Source organism: Bacteroides xylanisolvens, assembly GCF_018289135.1.
GTDB classification, from domain to species: domain Bacteria; phylum Bacteroidota; class Bacteroidia; order Bacteroidales; family Bacteroidaceae; genus Bacteroides; species Bacteroides xylanisolvens.
Window position 1 is genome coordinate 4870603 of sequence record NZ_CP072216.1, and the last position, 17875, is coordinate 4888477.

Annotated in this window: 11 protein-coding genes; 5 read left to right on the forward strand and 6 right to left on the reverse strand. The window is 42.1% G+C overall.

Features of this window, described 5'->3' with window-relative positions:
- Positions 1–123: 123 nt before the first annotated feature.
- The 5 genes from INE92_RS20300 (at position 124) to INE92_RS20320 (ending at position 6781) form a co-directional block, all read left to right on the forward strand.
- Entirely contained in the window at positions 124–1467 is a 1344-nt protein-coding gene (locus INE92_RS20300; RefSeq protein ID WP_008641725.1) for an LruC domain-containing protein, read from the forward strand.
- A 115-nt stretch (positions 1468–1582) separates the two neighbouring features.
- Positions 1583–2275, forward strand: a complete 693-nt coding sequence (locus INE92_RS20305; RefSeq protein WP_008641726.1) for a DUF6250 domain-containing protein — start codon at positions 1583–1585, stop codon at positions 2273–2275.
- A gap of 36 nt (positions 2276–2311) precedes the next feature.
- Positions 2312–5386 (forward strand): chondroitinase family polysaccharide lyase, encoded by a 3075-nt coding sequence (locus INE92_RS20310; protein ID WP_195436538.1) that lies wholly within the window; start codon positions 2312–2314, stop codon positions 5384–5386.
- Positions 5387–5507: 121 nt separating this feature from the next.
- Positions 5508–5888, forward strand: a complete 381-nt coding sequence (locus tag INE92_RS20315; protein ID WP_015532999.1) for a hypothetical protein — start codon at positions 5508–5510, stop codon at positions 5886–5888.
- A 35-nt stretch (positions 5889–5923) separates the two neighbouring features.
- Positions 5924–6781, forward strand: coding sequence for an IS3 family transposase (locus tag INE92_RS20320; protein ID WP_015533000.1), 858 nt, complete (start codon positions 5924–5926; stop codon positions 6779–6781).
- 605 nt (positions 6782–7386) lie between these two features.
- Here INE92_RS20320 and INE92_RS20325 read toward each other — a convergent pair.
- The 6 genes from INE92_RS20325 to INE92_RS20350 form a co-directional block, all read right to left on the reverse strand.
- Positions 7387–8646 carry a DcaP family trimeric outer membrane transporter gene (locus INE92_RS20325; protein ID WP_032841932.1) on the reverse strand — a complete coding sequence of 420 codons (1260 nt, stop codon included), beginning with the start codon at positions 8644–8646 and terminating at the stop codon, positions 7387–7389.
- Positions 8647–8700: 54 nt separating this feature from the next.
- On the reverse strand, positions 8701–9648 hold the full coding sequence (locus tag INE92_RS20330; RefSeq protein ID WP_008641729.1) for a tRNA-dihydrouridine synthase family protein: 948 nt from the start codon (positions 9646–9648) through the stop codon (positions 8701–8703).
- Positions 9649–9875: 227 nt separating this feature from the next.
- Positions 9876–10988: a DUF5017 domain-containing protein gene (locus INE92_RS20335; protein ID WP_008641730.1), complete on the reverse strand. Its 1113-nt coding sequence runs from the start codon at positions 10986–10988 to the stop codon at positions 9876–9878.
- A gap of 45 nt (positions 10989–11033) precedes the next feature.
- Entirely contained in the window at positions 11034–12806 is a 1773-nt protein-coding gene (locus INE92_RS20340; RefSeq protein ID WP_004324280.1) for a RagB/SusD family nutrient uptake outer membrane protein, read from the reverse strand.
- A gap of 27 nt (positions 12807–12833) precedes the next feature.
- Positions 12834–15992: a SusC/RagA family TonB-linked outer membrane protein gene (locus INE92_RS20345; RefSeq protein WP_008023920.1), complete on the reverse strand. Its 3159-nt coding sequence runs from the start codon at positions 15990–15992 to the stop codon at positions 12834–12836.
- A gap of 159 nt (positions 15993–16151) precedes the next feature.
- A complete protein-coding gene (locus INE92_RS20350; protein WP_004310357.1) occupies positions 16152–17687 on the reverse strand; it encodes a sulfatase-like hydrolase/transferase in 1536 nt (511 codons plus the stop codon).
- Positions 17688–17875 lie beyond the last annotated feature (188 nt).

The following is a 17875-nucleotide window of genomic DNA, read 5'->3' on the forward strand; positions in this document are numbered from 1 at the left end:
AAATGCCATTAAGCGTTAATTATATTTTTGATAAGTTAACATATAGGGCTCGGATATGGGTGCGATAAGGTAGAGCTTTCATAGGAAACTGAAACAAACAATAAATTTAAAAATTAGATTAAAATGAAGATTAAAAGTTTGATGTATGTCCTTATGGGGACGATGTTGGTTGTTGCTTGTACAGACAGTAACAATGAAGAAGGAATAGTGGATAATGGAGGAGGAGATGATTCCCCGCAGTATGTTATTCCGGCAGGGTTTGATTTTGCAACTAGTCGTACTGTCTCTGCTAAAGTTTATTCAAGTAAGCCTGTAGCGGTTGATTTGTATTGGGATTCAGAAAATCAGGAAAGAAGTTTGTTGGTGAGTGGCCTGCTTGTTGATGGAGAGAAAGACTTGGAATTGAATGTGCCTATTCACTGTGCCAATATTTATTTGAAGTATTCTGATGGAACAGATAAAACAGCATCATTTCCGATAAATAGCGTGACTCGGAGTGGCGAGACTGTAGCAATAACTGTACCTGAAGATGCGGTGGCGGTAACTAGTGAGGAAGATGATGGATGGTTTTTCTATCATAATACAGGCGTTGCTATGTTTGAAGACAATTGGCCGATTGAACCAGGTCAAGACAATGATTTGAACGATGTTGTTTTTGAGTACGATTTGAAAGTAACCGAATGTCAGGCTGAAAAATGGTTCGAAGCTGGTCAGGGATATAAAGAAGGATTGAAGTTGACTTTGGATATTCGTGCTAAAGGCGGTAGATATCCTATTAAATTAGGTGTAGTATTAGGTGGCTTGGATAAAAAGTATATAGAGACTGTTGCAACCCGTATTCTTTTGAAAGAAGGACAAGGAAAAGAAACCGAACTTGCTACTGGGGAAATGAAAGCAGAAATGCCTCAACAGCAACTCTTTGGAAAATCGCAATTTTGTAAAGTTACGGTAGACACGGAACACGGTAGTCCGGTTATCATAATGGATGGTTTGAGTGCTTTGGGTGATAATACTAATTTCTTCCAGACTACAAAAGGTTTTATAAATCCGGGACAAGGCATGTTGCGTGCAGAAATTATTTTGGGAGCTAAGGTTCGTACTAGTCTTACTGAAGATTTGGATCAATTGAAAGCTTATCGTGCTCTTATTACTGATACTCATAATCAGAATTTCTTTATTGTGACAAATACGAATAAAGAGATTCACATGAAAGGCTATAGACCTTCTTATCTTTATACTAATTACGAAGCTGATTCAGCCGGTGAAATGATGGAAGGTGTTCCATATTGTAATAAGAATGGTTTTGTTTGGGGAATTAAAGTTCCTGTTGGCGTAAAACATGCTTATGAAAAGGTGCTTTTTGATAACGCTTATCCTGAATTCCGTGCTTGGGTGACTAGCAATGGAGCTGATAACAAGGATTGGTATTTGCATCCGGCTGCTGAAAAAGTGGTAGAAGCTTGGTAATACAAAATCCCGGTCAATACATTATTTGAGATATTTTGTACAATTTGAGCCCCTCTTTTTTCGAAAAGAGGGGTTTCTTTGTATCCGGAAGAATTATCTTTAAACTAATACCGTAATGACGAAGCGATTTTTTATTAGCTACAGTTTGATTACTTTATTTCTCTTGGATAGTGTAGTGCTGTTTGCACAATGCGAAAATGCGTTTGCACAACAATGGAAGATAGAAGATGCATCCCATGCCTTGCAGGTGATAGAACGTACAGATACATTAGAATTGATCGTGCCGGATGGATTGACTATGTGGTATCAGCAGCGATTGGCGGGGAATTATGAGGTTAGTTACCGCACTTGTATGGTGATGCAAGGAGGGAAGTACGATCGCTTGAGTGACTTGAATTGTTTTTGGGCTGCCAATGACCCTAAATACCCAGATGATCTTTTCACTCGTAGTCAGTGGCGCGACGGCATCTTTAAAAACTACAACACATTAAACCTTTTCTACGTTGGATACGGGGGAAATGATAACTCGACGACTCGTTTCCGTCGTTACAGAGGAGAATATTATGGAGTAGCAGATGACAAGGTGAAACCCTTATTGAAAGAATATACTGATGCCTCTCACTTGCTTGTTCCCAATCAGTGGTATCAGATTCGCATTAAAGTGGAAAAAGGAATCACGACTTATTCTGTGAATGGTGAAGAACTGTTCCGCTATGTTCTTACAGGCGGCGAAGGTGACGGACACTTCGGTCTTCGTCTCTTGCAGAATCATGTACTGTTTACAGATTTTAAAGTGACTACTCTCTGACTTATATACTGAAAAACCTAATAAGACGATATATCCATGATGAAACAACCTTTTATTAAATTTGGAGTGACAACTCTATTTTCTCTTTTGTGTTCAACATTCCTTCATGCGCAAGTCGTAACAGATGAGCGGATGTTTTCTTTTGAAGAACCACAAATCCCGGATTGTATATCCGGCACTCGTTCTCAACTGTCAGTATCCGATGTGCATTATAAAGACGGAAAACATTCGTTGGAATGGACATTTGAACCAGGTGGTGTATTGGAGCTTAAAAAAGACTTGAAGTTTGAAAAGAAAGATCCGACTGGCAAGGATTTATATCTTTCGGCTTTTATTGTGTGGGTTTACAATGAAGAACCCCAAGATGCAACCATCGAATTTGAGTTTCTGAAAGACGGTAAAAAATGTACTTCTTTTCCTTTTGGTATCAATTTCACTGGCTGGCGTGCCGCATGGGTCTGCTATGAGAGGGATATGCAAGGCATACCGGAGGAAGGGATGAATGAACTTCGTATTGTAGCTCCAAATTCAAAAGGTCGTCTTTTCATCGACCATTTAATTACATCCACTAAAGTAGACGCACGTCAACAAACAGCCGATTTGCAGGTGCCTTTTGTGAATAAAGGAACGACCAGTCATTGGCTGGTGATTTATAAACATTCTCTTTTAAAGCCGGATATTGAACTAACTCCTGTAGGCAACAAGCAACGGGAAGAGATGCAACTGTTAGAGAAGCGTTTTCGTGATATGATCTACACGAAAGGCAAGATCACAGATAAAGAGGTTGAGAATATTCGCAAGAAATATGATTTCTATCAGATCACTTACAAAAACGGTCAGGTTTCGGGAGTACCTATCTATATGGTACGTGCCGCCGAAGCTTATGAACGAATCATTCCGGATTGGAACAAGGATATGCTCACTAAGATGGGTGTGGAAATGCGTGCTTATTTCGATCTGATGAAAAAAATAGCTGTTGCATATAATAATAGTACGGCGAAACCGGTGATTCGGGAAGAAATGAAGAAGAAGTTCTTGGCAATGTACGATCACATAACCGATCAGGGCGTGGCTTATGGTAGTTGTTGGGGAAATATCCATCATTACGGGTATAGTGTTCGCGGCCTGTACCTGGCATATTTCTTGATGAAAGATGTGCTTAGGGAAGCAGGCAAACTCCAAGAAGCCGAACGGACATTACGCTGGTATGCGATTACTAACGAAGTGTATCCCAAACCGGAAGTTGACGGAATTGATATGGACTCTTTCAATACACAGACCACAGGGCGTATTGCCAGTATTCTAATGATGGAAGATACACCGGAGAAACTGCAATACTTACGGTCTTTCTCTCGTTGGATTGATTATGGTTGCCGTCCTGCACTGGGGCTGTCCGGTTCATTTAAAGTGGACGGAGGTGCTTTCCATCATCACAATAACTATCCGGCTTATGCCGTAGGCGGACTGGATGGGGCAACAAACATGATTTATCTTCTTAGCCAGACGGAATTTGCAGTTTCCAAGTTGGCTCATGAAACGGTGAAGAATGTATTGCTGACCATGCGCTTTTATTGCAATAAACTGAATTTCCCTCTTTCTATGTCCGGTCGTCATCCGGATGGAAAAGGTAAACTGGTTCCTATGCATTTTGCCATGATGGCTTTAGCCGGTTCTCCCGATGGAAAGGCGGAATATGATAGTGAAATGGCTTCTTCTTATCTTCGTTTGATTTCAAATTCGGGCGTTGAGAATGATGCTCCCGAATATATGCCCAAAGTTTCAAATGCTGAAGAACGCAAAGCGGCAAAGCTTCTGATAGAGAAAGGTTTCCGTCCGGAACCGGATCCACAGGGGAATATAGCAATGGGCTATGGTTGTGTCTCTGTTCAACGTCGCAGTAACTGGTCTGCCGTGGCCCGTGGACATTCCCGTTATTTATGGGCGGCTGAACATTATTTGGGAGCGAATTTATATGGTCGCTATCTGGCACACGGCAGTTTGCAGATATTGACTGCTGCACCGGGGCAGACAGTGACTCCGGCCACTAGTGGTTGGCAGCAGGAAGGTTTTGACTGGAACCGTATCCCGGGAGTCACATCTATTCATTTGCCGTTGGAACAATTGCAGGCTAAAGTACTCAATGTAGATCGTTATTCAGGAATGGAAGAGATGCTTTATTCTGATGAAGCTTTTGCAGGCGGATTGTCTCAACAGAAGATGAATGGTAACTTCGGAATGAAGTTGCACGAGCACGACAAGTATAACGGATCGCACCGGGCACGTAAATCTTACCATTTCATCGATGGAATGATTGTCTGCCTTGGATCGGATATTGAAAATACAAATACGGAATTCTCCACTGAAACGACTATCTTCCAATTGGCAGTCACAGATAAGGCGGGACATGACTATTGGAAAAATTATCAGGAAGATAAGAAAGTATGGGTAGATCATTTGGGAACAGGTTATTATGTTCCGACAGCCATTCGATTTGAGAAAAACTTCCCTCAATATTCGCGAATGCAGAATACGGGAAAGGAAACAAAGGGTGATTGGGTTTCTTTGGTAGTAGATCATGGAAAGGCACCGAAAAACGGAAGGTATGAATACGCTGTTTTGCCTCAAACGAATGAAATCGCGATGAAGAAGTTTGCGAAAAAGCCAACTTATAAAGTTTTGCAGCAAGATCGGAAGGCGCATATTGTAGAGTCCGCTTCCGAGCAGATTGTTTCTTATGTATTGTTTGAAACTCCTGAAACAACGTTGCCGGGTGGTCTGTTGCAACGTGTGGATACTTCCTGCCTGGTTATGACTCATAAAGAATCTGCTGATAAGATTAAACTGACGGTAGCACAACCTGATTTGGCTTTGTATCGCGGTCCAAGTGACGAAGCGTTTGATAAAGACGGGAAGCGGATTGAACGTAGTATCTACTCTCGTCCGTGGATTAATAATGGAAGTAGTGAAATACCAGTGACTGTGACCATAAAAGGCCGATGGAATGTGGAAGAAACTCCCTATTGTACGGTAGTCTCTTCCAATGAAAAGCAAACAATCTTGCGGTTCAGTTGCAAAGATGGCGCTAGCTTTGAAGCGGAACTGAAGAGGTAAGAAGTCTGGCAACCAGAAAATGTTTTGTTTCCCTTTGTACAAGCGTGGTTTCCAAAGCTTTGAAACTATTGTTTCTTGTAGTGTACTAAATAAGTTGACACTTCTTAAATGCGAAATTCCCATGAAAGAATTAAAAAAGAAGTACACTCCTTACACAGAATCCGAACGAATGTCTTATATTCGTGAGTATTTATCTACTTCGGAAACGAAGTATCAGTTTGCCAAACGTACCGGTATTTGCCGTCGTCTGCTGATTCTTTGGCTTGATAAGTATCATATAAATGATAAAGTTATGAGTACAGACCACCCCTCTTTCAACAAATACTCTGCTGAGTCTCTCAATGAACTGGAGAAAGAACTCGCTGCATTGCGTGCCGAAAATCGCAAACTTCAGCGTGCTCTTCAGGAGGAAAGTCTTCGTCATGAAGCTTGTGAGGAATTAATAAATCTTGCTGAGTCAACCTATCACATCAAGGTTCGAAAAAACTCCGATGCCAAGTAATCGATACCTTGTCACAGGGGAACTCTGCCCGTCATATGCGCGGTAGGCTACAGTTCCTCTGTGATTACTTCGGCATAACCAGACAAGGTTATTATAAGCATGTCAACAGAAAAAAGGAAATAGACATCCTCACATCAAGCATTGTGTTGTATTGTAATGAGTTACGTAAACTTATGCCTAAGGCTGGTATACGTGAACTCTATGCATGCTGTCTCCGCAAGTTTGGTGTCAGGATGGTCATTGGGCGTGATCAATGCTATAATATTTTTCGTGCTAATGGCCTGTGTCAACGTGTCAGACATGTGAGACCAAAGACAACAAATTCTAATCATAATTATTACATTTATCCGGACTTGCTAAATGTTACTCCTAAATTTGTAGCTGACACATTCGGTTCAATGGTTGTAGCGGACATAACCTATGTTGCCACGTACCAGGGATGGGCTTACCTGTCTCTTCTTACCGATGCGGGCAGTCGGGCGATAGTTGGATATGCCCTGTGCAAAACACTTGAAGCGGAAGGTCCCTTAAAGGCACTGAGGATGGCTATAGACTTTTACAACAGATACAATGTTGATTTGAGTAGTCTCATACACCATTCTGACCGGGGAGTGCAATACTGCTCAAACCTGTATGTGGATATGCTCAAGAAACATCATATCAATATTAGTATGACGCAGTGTGGAGATCCGCTACATAATGCCCTGGCTGAACGGATGAATAACACGATCAAGAATGGGTGGTTGTTTGACTGCGAAGATGACAGCTTTGAACAGTTGGATAAACGTATAAGCGACGCCATATATGCATACAATTATGTTCGACCCCATCAAGGTATACAAATGAAAACACCGATGGAACATATTCGTAAGTACGCGGAAAAAGGTAGTTGAAGTCCCGCTCGTCGGGACGGGTGCTCCCGCCCCTTGCCGCGAGGGCGATCCCCGAGCGAAGAGTTTTTGTTGTTTAATGAAGTTTACAGCCCGAAGTCTTGCATTTATAAGAAAAGATACATATGTTTGCAACATCTTTAATATGACAACTTATTAAGGAATTACAAAGGGACAAGTAAACTTATTTAGGTTTTAAAATATATTGAGTTAACTAACTTAGGTATAACAAACGAAGTTGTCAACTAAATCCAGTACAGTACATCTAGCTGCAGAAACTTTGGTTTCAAGCGTATGAAACTCTAGTTTCAAGTAAGGAAACCAAAAGTTTCAAATAGCGAAACGATTGGTTTCTCGGTGTGAAACTAATCGTTTCCCGTAATGAAACAAAGGTTGTATATAAGTGAAGTAAATATGACTGTTGGGGCTCCCGTAATGAATGTCTCCGATTAATGAAATGTAGTTTGCTGTTTTCGGTGACAGCAATATTGTCATCACAATGCTGTCACCGATTGCTGTCACAATGCTAATCGTTTATAATCAAATCATTAGGTAGTAATCGGTGACAGGTGACAGATATATAATCAAAAGAATTGTGTAGAGAGAGATTAGAACATGAACATGGCAACAGCAACAATGCGGTTGTTGCATACGGCATGAGTATCTCTGATTTTTCCATTGGAGGCATTGAGTGAACCATACCATGCAGAGCTTAAGGTATATTCCAAACCGAATTTCCAGTGGGGAACATTGTAGGTCAGTTCTGCCCCTGCTGTTACTAACTGATCGAGGTTTGTTCCCGTTCCATACACTTGAGCGTCAGTTCCATCTGGAGCATATAGTGCATCGCTTGTTCCCAAATTTTTGGCATAACCTACAAAAATACCAGGTTTCCATTTCTGTCCGTAGACAACATTCAACCAAGAGCTGGAGAAACGTATCGGAGTATATTTTTGTTTTCCGGTGTGCCCGTCAACTGACTTTATGCCGAATCCGCCTAACCCGGAGGCCTGCGTGAGATTGGAACCCAATACACTTTTTGCAGCAATGAACCAGGCTTTATGGGTATATTTCGCATGGGCCTCGTAAGAAAGGGTAGTTATGCGTTCGTCTATTTTATATTGATCTCCGTTCGCTCCCCAAGCATGTATGCGTGGCTTTAATGATAATAATTCAATGCCGACACCTGCCAATAAGCCGTCTTTCTTGTAGTCAGCTCCTACATATATCTCCGGGATGCAACCATTCTTTAAGTATTCATGACTTTTTTTACTCTCTTTCGGTTTGTCAGGATTGATACCTTGTGAAGTGTATTGTGATTGCCATACTGCTGCTCCGGTAAGTTGGAAATTCTTGTTTGTATAGCGATAACGAATTTGAGGTGCACGACTAAATGGTTGGAACGGTGCTCCTACGGAGAGATTAAGAATCTGTGGAGACACATCTCCAAATAACGGATGCCAAGTCTGCCCGAGCAATACAGCCGATTTTCCCCAATCCAGATTCAAATAAGCATGGCGAAGTCGAATGACCGAATAAGAGGTACCTGTACCACGGAAGTCAACCTCTACTTTGGCAGATGTCTTGGCCGTCCCCAGCTTCGGACCGGCAACGTCTACTCCGAGACGTGAATACAAGGTATAGAAATTGCTGTTGGGCGTTGAGTTCAAATCATTCCCATCCGGATCACGTACCTTATCTTTCGGATACATATAGAACAATCCGTCTACGGTTTCTTCATTAGCACGACTATTATAATATAAGTCAGTACGAATCTGTCCGTAGAATTTGAACTTGAAATCCTGCATTTGTGCGAAACTGCCCGATACGATTATCAGGCAAAGAAATAAGAGAATGTACTTTTTCATAATGTGCATATTTGTAAACGGGTGCAAAATTACGTAAAATTACTGGTTATTAGTTTATCGTTGATTAAAAAAGGCAAGGATTGCCTGATTGTATTTGTTGAGGCTTGTGCTTTTATGAATTGCTTTCAGTAATTTTCTGTCCGCTTGCGGCATTAAATATTCCCAGAAAGTTTTCATTTTGTTCAGAAGCTGTTCGTCTCCTCCTTCTAACTGTTCTGCATATTGATTGTATACACATCTATGCATCGATTGCAATTTTTCTCTTATTTCATCAAGCTCAAGTGTACGGTTTTGTCTATATTCCAATGCCAATGCCGGGTTGGCAAGTAATCCTCGTCCTATCATCATTCCGGCTAATCCGGGAAACTGTTCCTGAATGTGGTGAATATCTTCCACACTATTGATATCCCCATTATAGATGAGCGGATGTTTGCAGACTCCCTGAAAGGCTTCAAACGCTTTAAGGTCGACTTCTCCTTTATATTGCTGTTTTCCTAAGCGGGGATGCATAACCACTTGTCGTAGGGGGAGCTCATTGATAATCGGAGCCAGTTTCAGACATTCTTTCGGATCTTCCCAACCCAACCTCATTTTGATAGAAAAACTTATTTGCGGATATTCCGTAATCAGCAGGCTAAGTAACGCTTGCACTTCTTCGGGATAAGGAAGAATACCGGAACCATTGTGGCGTTTAGCCAGCATGGGAAAAGGGCATCCCATATTGATATCGACTTCCTTATATCCCTTTTCAATGAATAGGGATAAGATTTTGTCTGCTTTGTCAAAAGAGGGAGCTATCAGTTGCGGAATCAGATGGGGTACTTGATTATTTCCGGGCTCGATTCCTCGGACATCTCTATGACGAAATCCGCCTTTTTCGAGTCGTACAAATGGGGTATAATAAGTATCTATACCTCCGAAGCAGGCAGCATGAGCATTACGGTAAAACACGTCGGTATAACCTTGTAATGGGGCAAAATGAATAGGAAGAGTCTTTTGCATTGTTTTTATTTTTGTGCAAACTTATATATAAATGTTGATTTATACGCTAGTTGAGTAAAGAAAAATGTTTTTTCGGAAGAGAAGAAAGGGAAGAGGGTGAAAAGATATGGTAAAAGTAAAAGAGAGGAACCTCGCGGACCCTCTCTTTTTAATGTTAAATTGATTAAAGTCTGATTTTTATAAACGTTTTCTATGATTGAAGGTTAGAAAAATTGGGGGATATACTATTATTCTACAACGTTTATAGTCAGTTCACGTACTACTTGACCACCTTGATGGACGTAGTTTGCATTGTTGGCTACGAAGGTAGCGGTGTATGTTCCGGCCTCCTCGTAGGTATGTGAGTATATCTCTAATGATTGCGAGATATTCTTGATGCTTTGTCCTGCATCCGGATAGCAAGTACCCAGCAAGACGGGAGCCGAGATAAGCCAAGTGTCTGCTTTTGTTGTTCCTTTACTTCCTCCTGCGATTTGTATTCTGGTAGGTGTGGTGGTACTCCAGAAGTCAGGGATTTGTCCGTCAACAAGCAAATATGGATATTTTTTTATGTTCTCTTCACTGTTTAGGTCCTCATCCGGCATTTTCTCATTTCCCAATGCCTTCTTAAGAACTTTTTTGTGACTGTCATTTAGCTTCGTTAAATCATATACGAGATTTAGCGGTGAGAAACCGAAATCTTTTGCATTAACCGTATTCCCTTTGCCGTTTGTGAACATCAAGTCAATATTCATATCCATGATGTTGAGCTGTGGCATTGTATTTGAGTTATCAATGGGGTTATAGTGAACCGCTATTGTTATTTCTTTAGCAAGATAAGAAGATAATTCGAATGTAAAAGTTTTGCTGGATTCTGCTGTCTCGCTAGTGCTGTTCGGTTTGGTTGGAAGTTCTTCCTGTGCAAATACCTCTGTCCATTCACAGTTTTCTACAGTTTGTTTATCTTGATCTACATTACTGCCGTTTATGCCATTAAATTGGTCGGAAACGAGTACATGAGTAGAGCCTTTAATTGTGCTTGCGTTTCCATATCTATACCAAATGCGGAAACTAAGTTCACACTTTTCAATATCCTCTACTTTCATTTCTGTACGGTTTCGATGTTTGTATTCATGACCTATTTCTCCACTGAAGAAAGTGATAAAGTCAGGGTCTCCATTAAAGCTGAACGTTACCGGACTGCCTTTTTTGACAGTTACAGTGTTACCGTTAAAGCTGACATTGTTGTCTGTCACCACACCCACTTCCATTGCTGTTTCTTCTTTTAATTCCTTGTCGCATGAAGCGAGACACAGTCCGGCAAAAGCGATAGTCATCAAACTTTTATATATTGTCTTCATATATATTGTCTTCATATCCTTTTCTTTTTAAAGTTAATAAGTGATTTACCAACCCGGATTATTTGTTTTGATAGCACCGTTCGAGCCAATTTCATTGGCAGGAATCGGGAAATAGTTGTAAGACTTCGGAATATTGAAGTAAGTATATACATTGATTCCGAACTTCCAGGATTCGTCAGCCTGTGCCTTGTCCACTTGTTCCTGCATCAGTTTGTAATAGTCTCCCCAACGGATCAGGTCGAAACGGCGTGTGTACTCGAAACAGAGTTCCATTGCACGTTCGTCTTTGATAGCTTTGCGGAAGCTCTCTTCATCCAGATTTGCTGCAAGTTTTTTGATTCCTGCACGTTCTCTTACTGCATTGATACATTCATACGCCAAATCATTAGGGCCATGGTTGACTTCATTTTCTGCCTCTGCAATCATTAGCAGAATGTCAGAGTAACGGAGAAGAGGGAAGTTGATGGAAGTATCGTTTTTACTCTTCTTGTCTGCTTCATATTCTCTACGATATTTGGCGGCAGCCCTGTTGCGGTTCTTATTGGCATCGTTCTTCGATTCACGATCACCGTAAGTAGACCCCGGCTCTGTTTTACCATAGCTGAAGGATTTATCCCAGTATTGTTGTTCCACTTCATCTCTTTTTCCCTTTACAAATTCACGACCGTCCACCGGAGTACCTTCTCCTGCTGACTGGGTGTAAGTGAATGGAGCAATATTCCAGTTGCAACGGTCAATGTCATCGTTTGCTTCATACAATTCCAGCAGTTTAGGAGTATTCCAGATAAAAGCGTATGCATAGCCCGGATCACCTTTACCAGTAATGGATGCTTTGGAAGAAAGGTCCTTACCCTGAATGCCGATAATATTACCGATTCTACCTTCTGCACGTACATCCGTCGAACGGTTACCTGCAAATTCTACTTCCCAAATACTTTCATTAGCCTTGGCACCATCCTTATTGAGAGCAGTGTTATACTTATCAGAACAAATGTCGATAAAGAAGTCCCAATATTTGGCAGTTAGTGAATGACCCTCATTCTTGACTAACTGTGCATAGTAACTTGCTTTTTTGAAATATTCTGTAATCTCGGCACTAGTCGTGTTGTTAGCCAAACCCACTTCCTTGTCACGTTTAGGTTCACCGGCCCGGAACATATATACACGCGCCAACATTCCCCAAGCAGCCGATTTGGAAACACGTCCCGGTAAATAGTTCAAATCTTGAGCAGATTTGAGATCCTCGGCAGAACCATACATCTCTTTGATGATAAAATCATAAATCGTCTGTTTGTCCGTACGTGGAATGGAGAGGTTATAGGCATCTTCTGTAGAAGTAGTCTTGAAAGGTACATCTCCCCAACATTCTACCAAAGTAAAATAATAGAATGCGCGTAAGAAACGGGCTTCGGCTTTGTACTGCTTGCGGGTATCGTCGTTCATATCGGGCACTGCATCAATATTTTCCAGGAAAATATTGGCTCTGTTGATGCCGGAGTATAATGTGTACCACAATGCTGCAACGGCCGGATCACTTGTGTTGGCATTGTTACAGATCAACCCACTTTTGTTAGGTCCGCGGTTGGCACCACCATAGTGTCCCAGATCGTCACCTCCTACAAGGTATAAGAACTCATTTCCGTAGAAGGAACTTTGTCCCAGAATGGCATAGGTTCCTGTCAGCCAAGAGGTAGCGTCCGCTTCATTTTTGAAGAAGTTTTCAGGAGTGGTGTATGTCGGGTCTTTTTCCAAGAAATCGCAGGAAGTCAGGTTAAGTCCGACAAGAAGTGATATGATGATTATTTTTATTGTTTTCATATACGTAATTGTTTGAAGGATGATTGATTAGAAACCTAAGTTTATACCAAAACTGATAGAGTAGGCTCTCGGATAAGCGGAGAAGTCCAGTCCCGGAGTCAGTGCGCCTTCACGGATAGATACTTCCGGGTCGTAACCGGAATACCCTGTACATGTCCATAGATTCTGACCGGCAACGAATACGCGTGCATTGTCTATCTTCCATTTCTTGGTCAGTTGTTTCGGCAGTGTATATCCTAAAGACACGGTCTTCAGACGAAGGAACGAACCATCTTCGATAATACGTGTAGAGAACACTTTGTTAGAACCGGAGTCGGTAGCTCTCGGAATATTACTTTCCGGATTTTCCGGTGTCCAGCGGTCTGCGTAACTTGCGTATTGGTTCAAGTCACGTGTTTTATTGCTGTTCTCGAAGAACAGGCGGTTGGCATTCAATACATCGTTTCCATACGACCATTGGAAGAAGATGCTCAAGTCAAATCCTTTGTATTCGAAATTGTTGGTAAATCCGCCCGTATGTTTCGGCATACCGTTACCGATCATAGTGCGGTCGTTATCGTCGATGATACCGTCACCATTCAGGTCTGCGTATTTCGGCATACCCGGTTGTGTATTACTTTCGGAAGAGAAATACGGAACATTGCGTTTCAGTGTATATGTATCACCTACTTTGTCGAAATCTTCGTATTTGTATGTACCTTCGTAGATGAATCCGTACATCATTCCCATCGGATAACCCACTTTGGCAATGTAGCTGTATTGAGAGTTATAGTTCTGGTCAAATTTGGCTGCACTCAACAGAGAAGATTGGTTTTCGGCCAATTCTAATACTTTGTTCTTGTTGAATGCGATATTAAAGTTAGTAGTCCATGAGAAATGACGGTTCTTGATATTGGTTGTGTTCAATGTGAGCTCGATACCTTGGTTGCGTACCTTTCCTACATTCTTCATGGCACTGAAATAACCGGAAGAGGTGGGAAGTGCAGTATTCAGCAACAAATCACGAGTCGTTTTACGATACCAGTCTACGGTTAATCCGATGCGTTCGTCCAGGAAGCCTAAGTCCAGGCCTAGGTTCCACTGTTCGGTAGTCTCCCATTTCAGTTTTCTGTTTCTTAAGGAAGTGGGCACTGTACCTACACTTGTCAGGCTGTTTTCGAACGGATATACACCACTCGGTAGGCTACCGATCGAAATAAAATCTCCAACTTTATCTTTTAATATCTGATATAAAGCATACGTATCATACTCGCCTACACGGTTGTTACCGGTCAATCCCCAGCTTGCTCTTAATTTACCGGAAGAAACAACGGACTTCAATGGTTTCATAAAATCTTCCTCCATGAATCCCCATGCCAATGAACCGGAAGGGAAATAGCCGAAACGGTTATCACCACGGAATTTGGAAGAACCGTCGGAACGGAAAGAAACCGTTGCATAATACAATGATTTGTAGTTATAGTTCAAACGTCCCAGGAAAGAGAGCATAGACCAGGAACTCTTTAATGATTTGGTCGTACTGGGAGTTCCTTCACTCATTCCTGCCATCCCGAGTGCTTCGTTTGGAATTTGCACTGTCTTGTATGAATAGTATTCATAGTCAGAATTTTGCAGAGTTACACCTACCATACTATTAAAGAAATGCTTCCGTTTGATATTGGTCTGATAGGTTAGAATATTTTCGTTCAACCACGTTGCACGTTGAGAATGGTAGATTTCTGCATTCACCTTATCGGATGATTTCGGATTACCATAACGAGTTTTCGAGTTGTTGAATGTTTCCCCTTTGCGGGTATCGAATGTGTAACCGCCGGAAACTTTCAACTTCAATCCTTTGATAAATTCATATTCTGCAAATCCGTTGAACTGGATATAGTTCGCGTACGTCTTGCGATATTCATTTTTCAAAGACATGATAGGGTTGAAACGATAGTCGTTGGTATTGTTTATCGCGTCGTCCATGATGTTATCCATCAACGAGTTTAATGGTCTGTCCGGTTCGGTCACAGGGCGATATCCCCATACACTATAGAACAGGTTATTCATACCACTGTATGAGTTCTGGGAAGGAGAACCACCGGTAGTTGTAGTACTGGAATAGTTGGTCGTCAGATAGATTTTCAGTTTCTTCTTTTGGATGGTAGTACCCATACGGCCTTGTACACGTTTGTAGTTTGATTCCAACAAGATACCGTCCTGGTCATAATAAGATAAAGAAGCATTGTAGCGAACTCCTTCCGAACCACCGGTCAGGCTGACATTGTGGCTTTGCATCCATGCGCTGCGGAAGATTTCATCCTGCCAGTTATATTGCGGGATATTTCTATAATCTTCCAGTCCCCATTTCTTACCGTCATAATTCATGAAGTAGGTAGTTTCCATATCTTTGGGACTACGTTCTGCCTGTAGTTTGACGAATTCATAGGCATCCATCATCGGGATCGTTTTGGTGATATGCTGAATACCGAAACTTCCGTCGTATTTAATTTTAGGTTGGCCGATTGTTCCTTTCTTGGTTGTAATCATCACGACACCGTTGGCACCACGGGCACCGTAGATAGCGGTAGCAGAGGCATCCTTCAGGAAGTCGAGTGACTCGATATCGTTCTGATTAATGGCTGCGGCTATGGAGGGGTCTTCCACCGGGAAACCGTCAATGACATAAAGAGGAGAGTTGTCCTGTGTCAAAGAGTTGTTACCACGGATGACGATGTTCATCTGTCCGCCCGGCATACCTTCGCCCGAACTTACGTTGACACCGGCAATACGTCCGCCCAATGTCTCGCCGAAAGAAGCAGTCGGAGTGCTAAGTAGTTCCGCCATACTGGCTTTGGCAACAGAGCCAGTCAGATCCTTCTTGCGTATCTCCTGATAGCCGACTACTACCACTTCGTCCAATGTCTTTGTGTCTTCCTTTAATGTGATAACCATTGGCTTTTGAGTGTCCACCTTCATTTCTACTGTGACATAACCAATGAAAGAAATAACCAATATCGAATTTTTATTGGGCACGTTAAAAGCAAATTTACCGTCAAGGTCAGTGATTGTTCCTTGCGAAGTACCTTTTACCTGGACACTGGCTCCCGGCACTCCTTCTCCTAAGTTATCCTTCACTGTACCTTTAACAAGTACCTGTGCAAGTACAAAAGAAACAGAAAACAGGATCAGTCCGATGGAGGAGAGCATCCTTTTTCTAGTTTGAGTGGATAAATGTTTTTTCATATATTAAAAATTAAGTGATTTTATTGAATCTACGCTTGCAAAGATAGATGGATTGAATATTCTAATATGGATAGAATTATTCAAGATTGGTGCAAAATCATACAATTTTCCTGTTCTCATAAACTATTTTTCTTTTACGGATTCTAGTAATTCAGATAATTCTTTCACTATGTCGGGGTATTGTTTTGATACATTCGTTTTCTCCGATGGATCGGAGGATAAATCGTAAAGTTGAGGCTGTTTGTCGTTGCCTAACTCCATTTTCGTCCAATACTCGATAGCGGGGCCGTCGCTCGGTTCGATGTATTTCCATTGACCTTTTATGATGGCAAGTGTGTTATTGAGATTCTGTTGAACGACATACTCACGGTTTGTATTATTTTTGCCGAGGAGTACGTTCAGATGTTCTTGACTATCGGGAGCAGCTCCTTTACGTAAAGGTTGGTCCAAAAGGGAGGCGAGCGATGCATACACATCTATTTGAGAGAAAAGAGCTTGTTGCTTGTTCGGCTTTACTCGGGCAGGCCAGCGGACGATAAATGGAACGCGTGTCCCCGCTTCGTAAGCACTGTATTTCCCACCACGGTAGATCCCCATCGGAGTATGCCCGTTGAGAAGTTCGTAAGCTTGGTCTTGATAGCCGTCGTCGATAACAGGACCGTTATCGCTGGTAAAGATCAGGATGGTGTTGTCTGCGATGTGGAGGCTGTCCAGTGTGTGCATGATTTCACCGATGGTCCAGTCCAGTTGCAGGATGACGTCGCCACGAGTGCCGAGTCCGCTTTTGCCTGCGAAACGTGGGTGGGGGATGCGCGGTACATGTACGTCTTGCGTACCCATATATAAAAAGAAGGGTTCTTCCTGATGGGATGCAATGAAATTCTTGGCCTTGTTGGTGATGATATCGGCTATGTCTTCATCTTTCCAAAGGGCGGATTTTCCTCCGGTCATCCAGCCGATACGGGGAATGCCGTTGATAATTGTATTGTTGTGTCCCTGGCTGGGTTTTAAAGTGACGAGCTCTGGGTTCTCTTCTCCCGTAGGCCAGTCGCCTACTTTGTGGTCGTAGTTTACGGTGATAGGATCATTGGGGTCAAGTCCTACGACATGTCCGTTTTCTACAAATACACAAGGTACACGGTCTACGGTAGCCGGAATAATAAATTCGTAGTCGAACCCGATGCTTTGTGCGTTAGGGGTAATCCGGTTGTTAAAGTCGGTTCCACCTTTCGGACCGAGTCCCAGATGCCATTTGCCTACTGCACCGGTTGCGTATCCTGCATCTTTCAGCATATCTGCCATGGTGATGCAGGTAGTGTCGATAATGAGTTCAGAGTTGCCGGGAGCGATTCCTGTGTTTTCCTGTCTCCAAGGATACATACCTGTCAGGAGTCCGAAACGGGAAGGGGTGCTGGTGGCAGAAGTTGCATAAGCATTGGTGAATTGTACTCCTTGTCCTGCCAACCGGTCGATGTTGGGAGTGCTCACTTTTGTTGCTCCATAACAACTTAAATCACCAATGCCGAGATCATCTGCAAATATATAAATAATGTTAGGCTTTTGGCTATTCTGCCCATTGCTCTTTTGGGGTGCATGATTGCATCCTGACAGCGTGACGATGCCGGACAATAGGGGAAGTAGACGCGAAACGTTTTTCATAATGCTGAATGTTTTAGGAAATAATGTAATGAACACAAAGATAAGCGAATGGAAGAAAAAGAATGAGTAGGAATGTACAAGTGAAGTACAAAATAGTACACTTAAGAGGTTACCTTCTTTATTCGGGCGAAGATGTCCGGACTAAGAAACCGTTTATATCATAAATTTAGGCACGGATTACACGGATT

Coding starts and splice junctions, on each gene's coding strand:
- INE92_RS20300 (WP_008641725.1), top strand. CDS start 124: ATGAAGATTAAAAGTTTGATGTATGTCCTTATGGGGACGATGTTGGTT.
- INE92_RS20305 (WP_008641726.1), top strand. CDS start 1,583: ATGACGAAGCGATTTTTTATTAGCTACAGTTTGATTACTTTATTTCTC.
- INE92_RS20310 (WP_195436538.1), top strand. CDS start 2,312: ATGATGAAACAACCTTTTATTAAATTTGGAGTGACAACTCTATTTTCT.
- INE92_RS20315 (WP_015532999.1), top strand. CDS start 5,508: ATGAAAGAATTAAAAAAGAAGTACACTCCTTACACAGAATCCGAACGA.
- INE92_RS20320 (WP_015533000.1), top strand. CDS start 5,924: ATGCGCGGTAGGCTACAGTTCCTCTGTGATTACTTCGGCATAACCAGA.
- INE92_RS20325 (WP_032841932.1), bottom strand. CDS start 8,646: ATGAAAAAGTACATTCTCTTATTTCTTTGCCTGATAATCGTATCGGGC.
- INE92_RS20330 (WP_008641729.1), bottom strand. CDS start 9,648: ATGCAAAAGACTCTTCCTATTCATTTTGCCCCATTACAAGGTTATACC.
- INE92_RS20335 (WP_008641730.1), bottom strand. CDS start 10,988: ATGAAGACAATATATAAAAGTTTGATGACTATCGCTTTTGCCGGACTG.
- INE92_RS20340 (WP_004324280.1), bottom strand. CDS start 12,806: ATGAAAACAATAAAAATAATCATCATATCACTTCTTGTCGGACTTAAC.
- INE92_RS20345 (WP_008023920.1), bottom strand. CDS start 15,992: ATGCTCTCCTCCATCGGACTGATCCTGTTTTCTGTTTCTTTTGTACTT.
- INE92_RS20350 (WP_004310357.1), bottom strand. CDS start 17,687: ATGAAAAACGTTTCGCGTCTACTTCCCCTATTGTCCGGCATCGTCACG.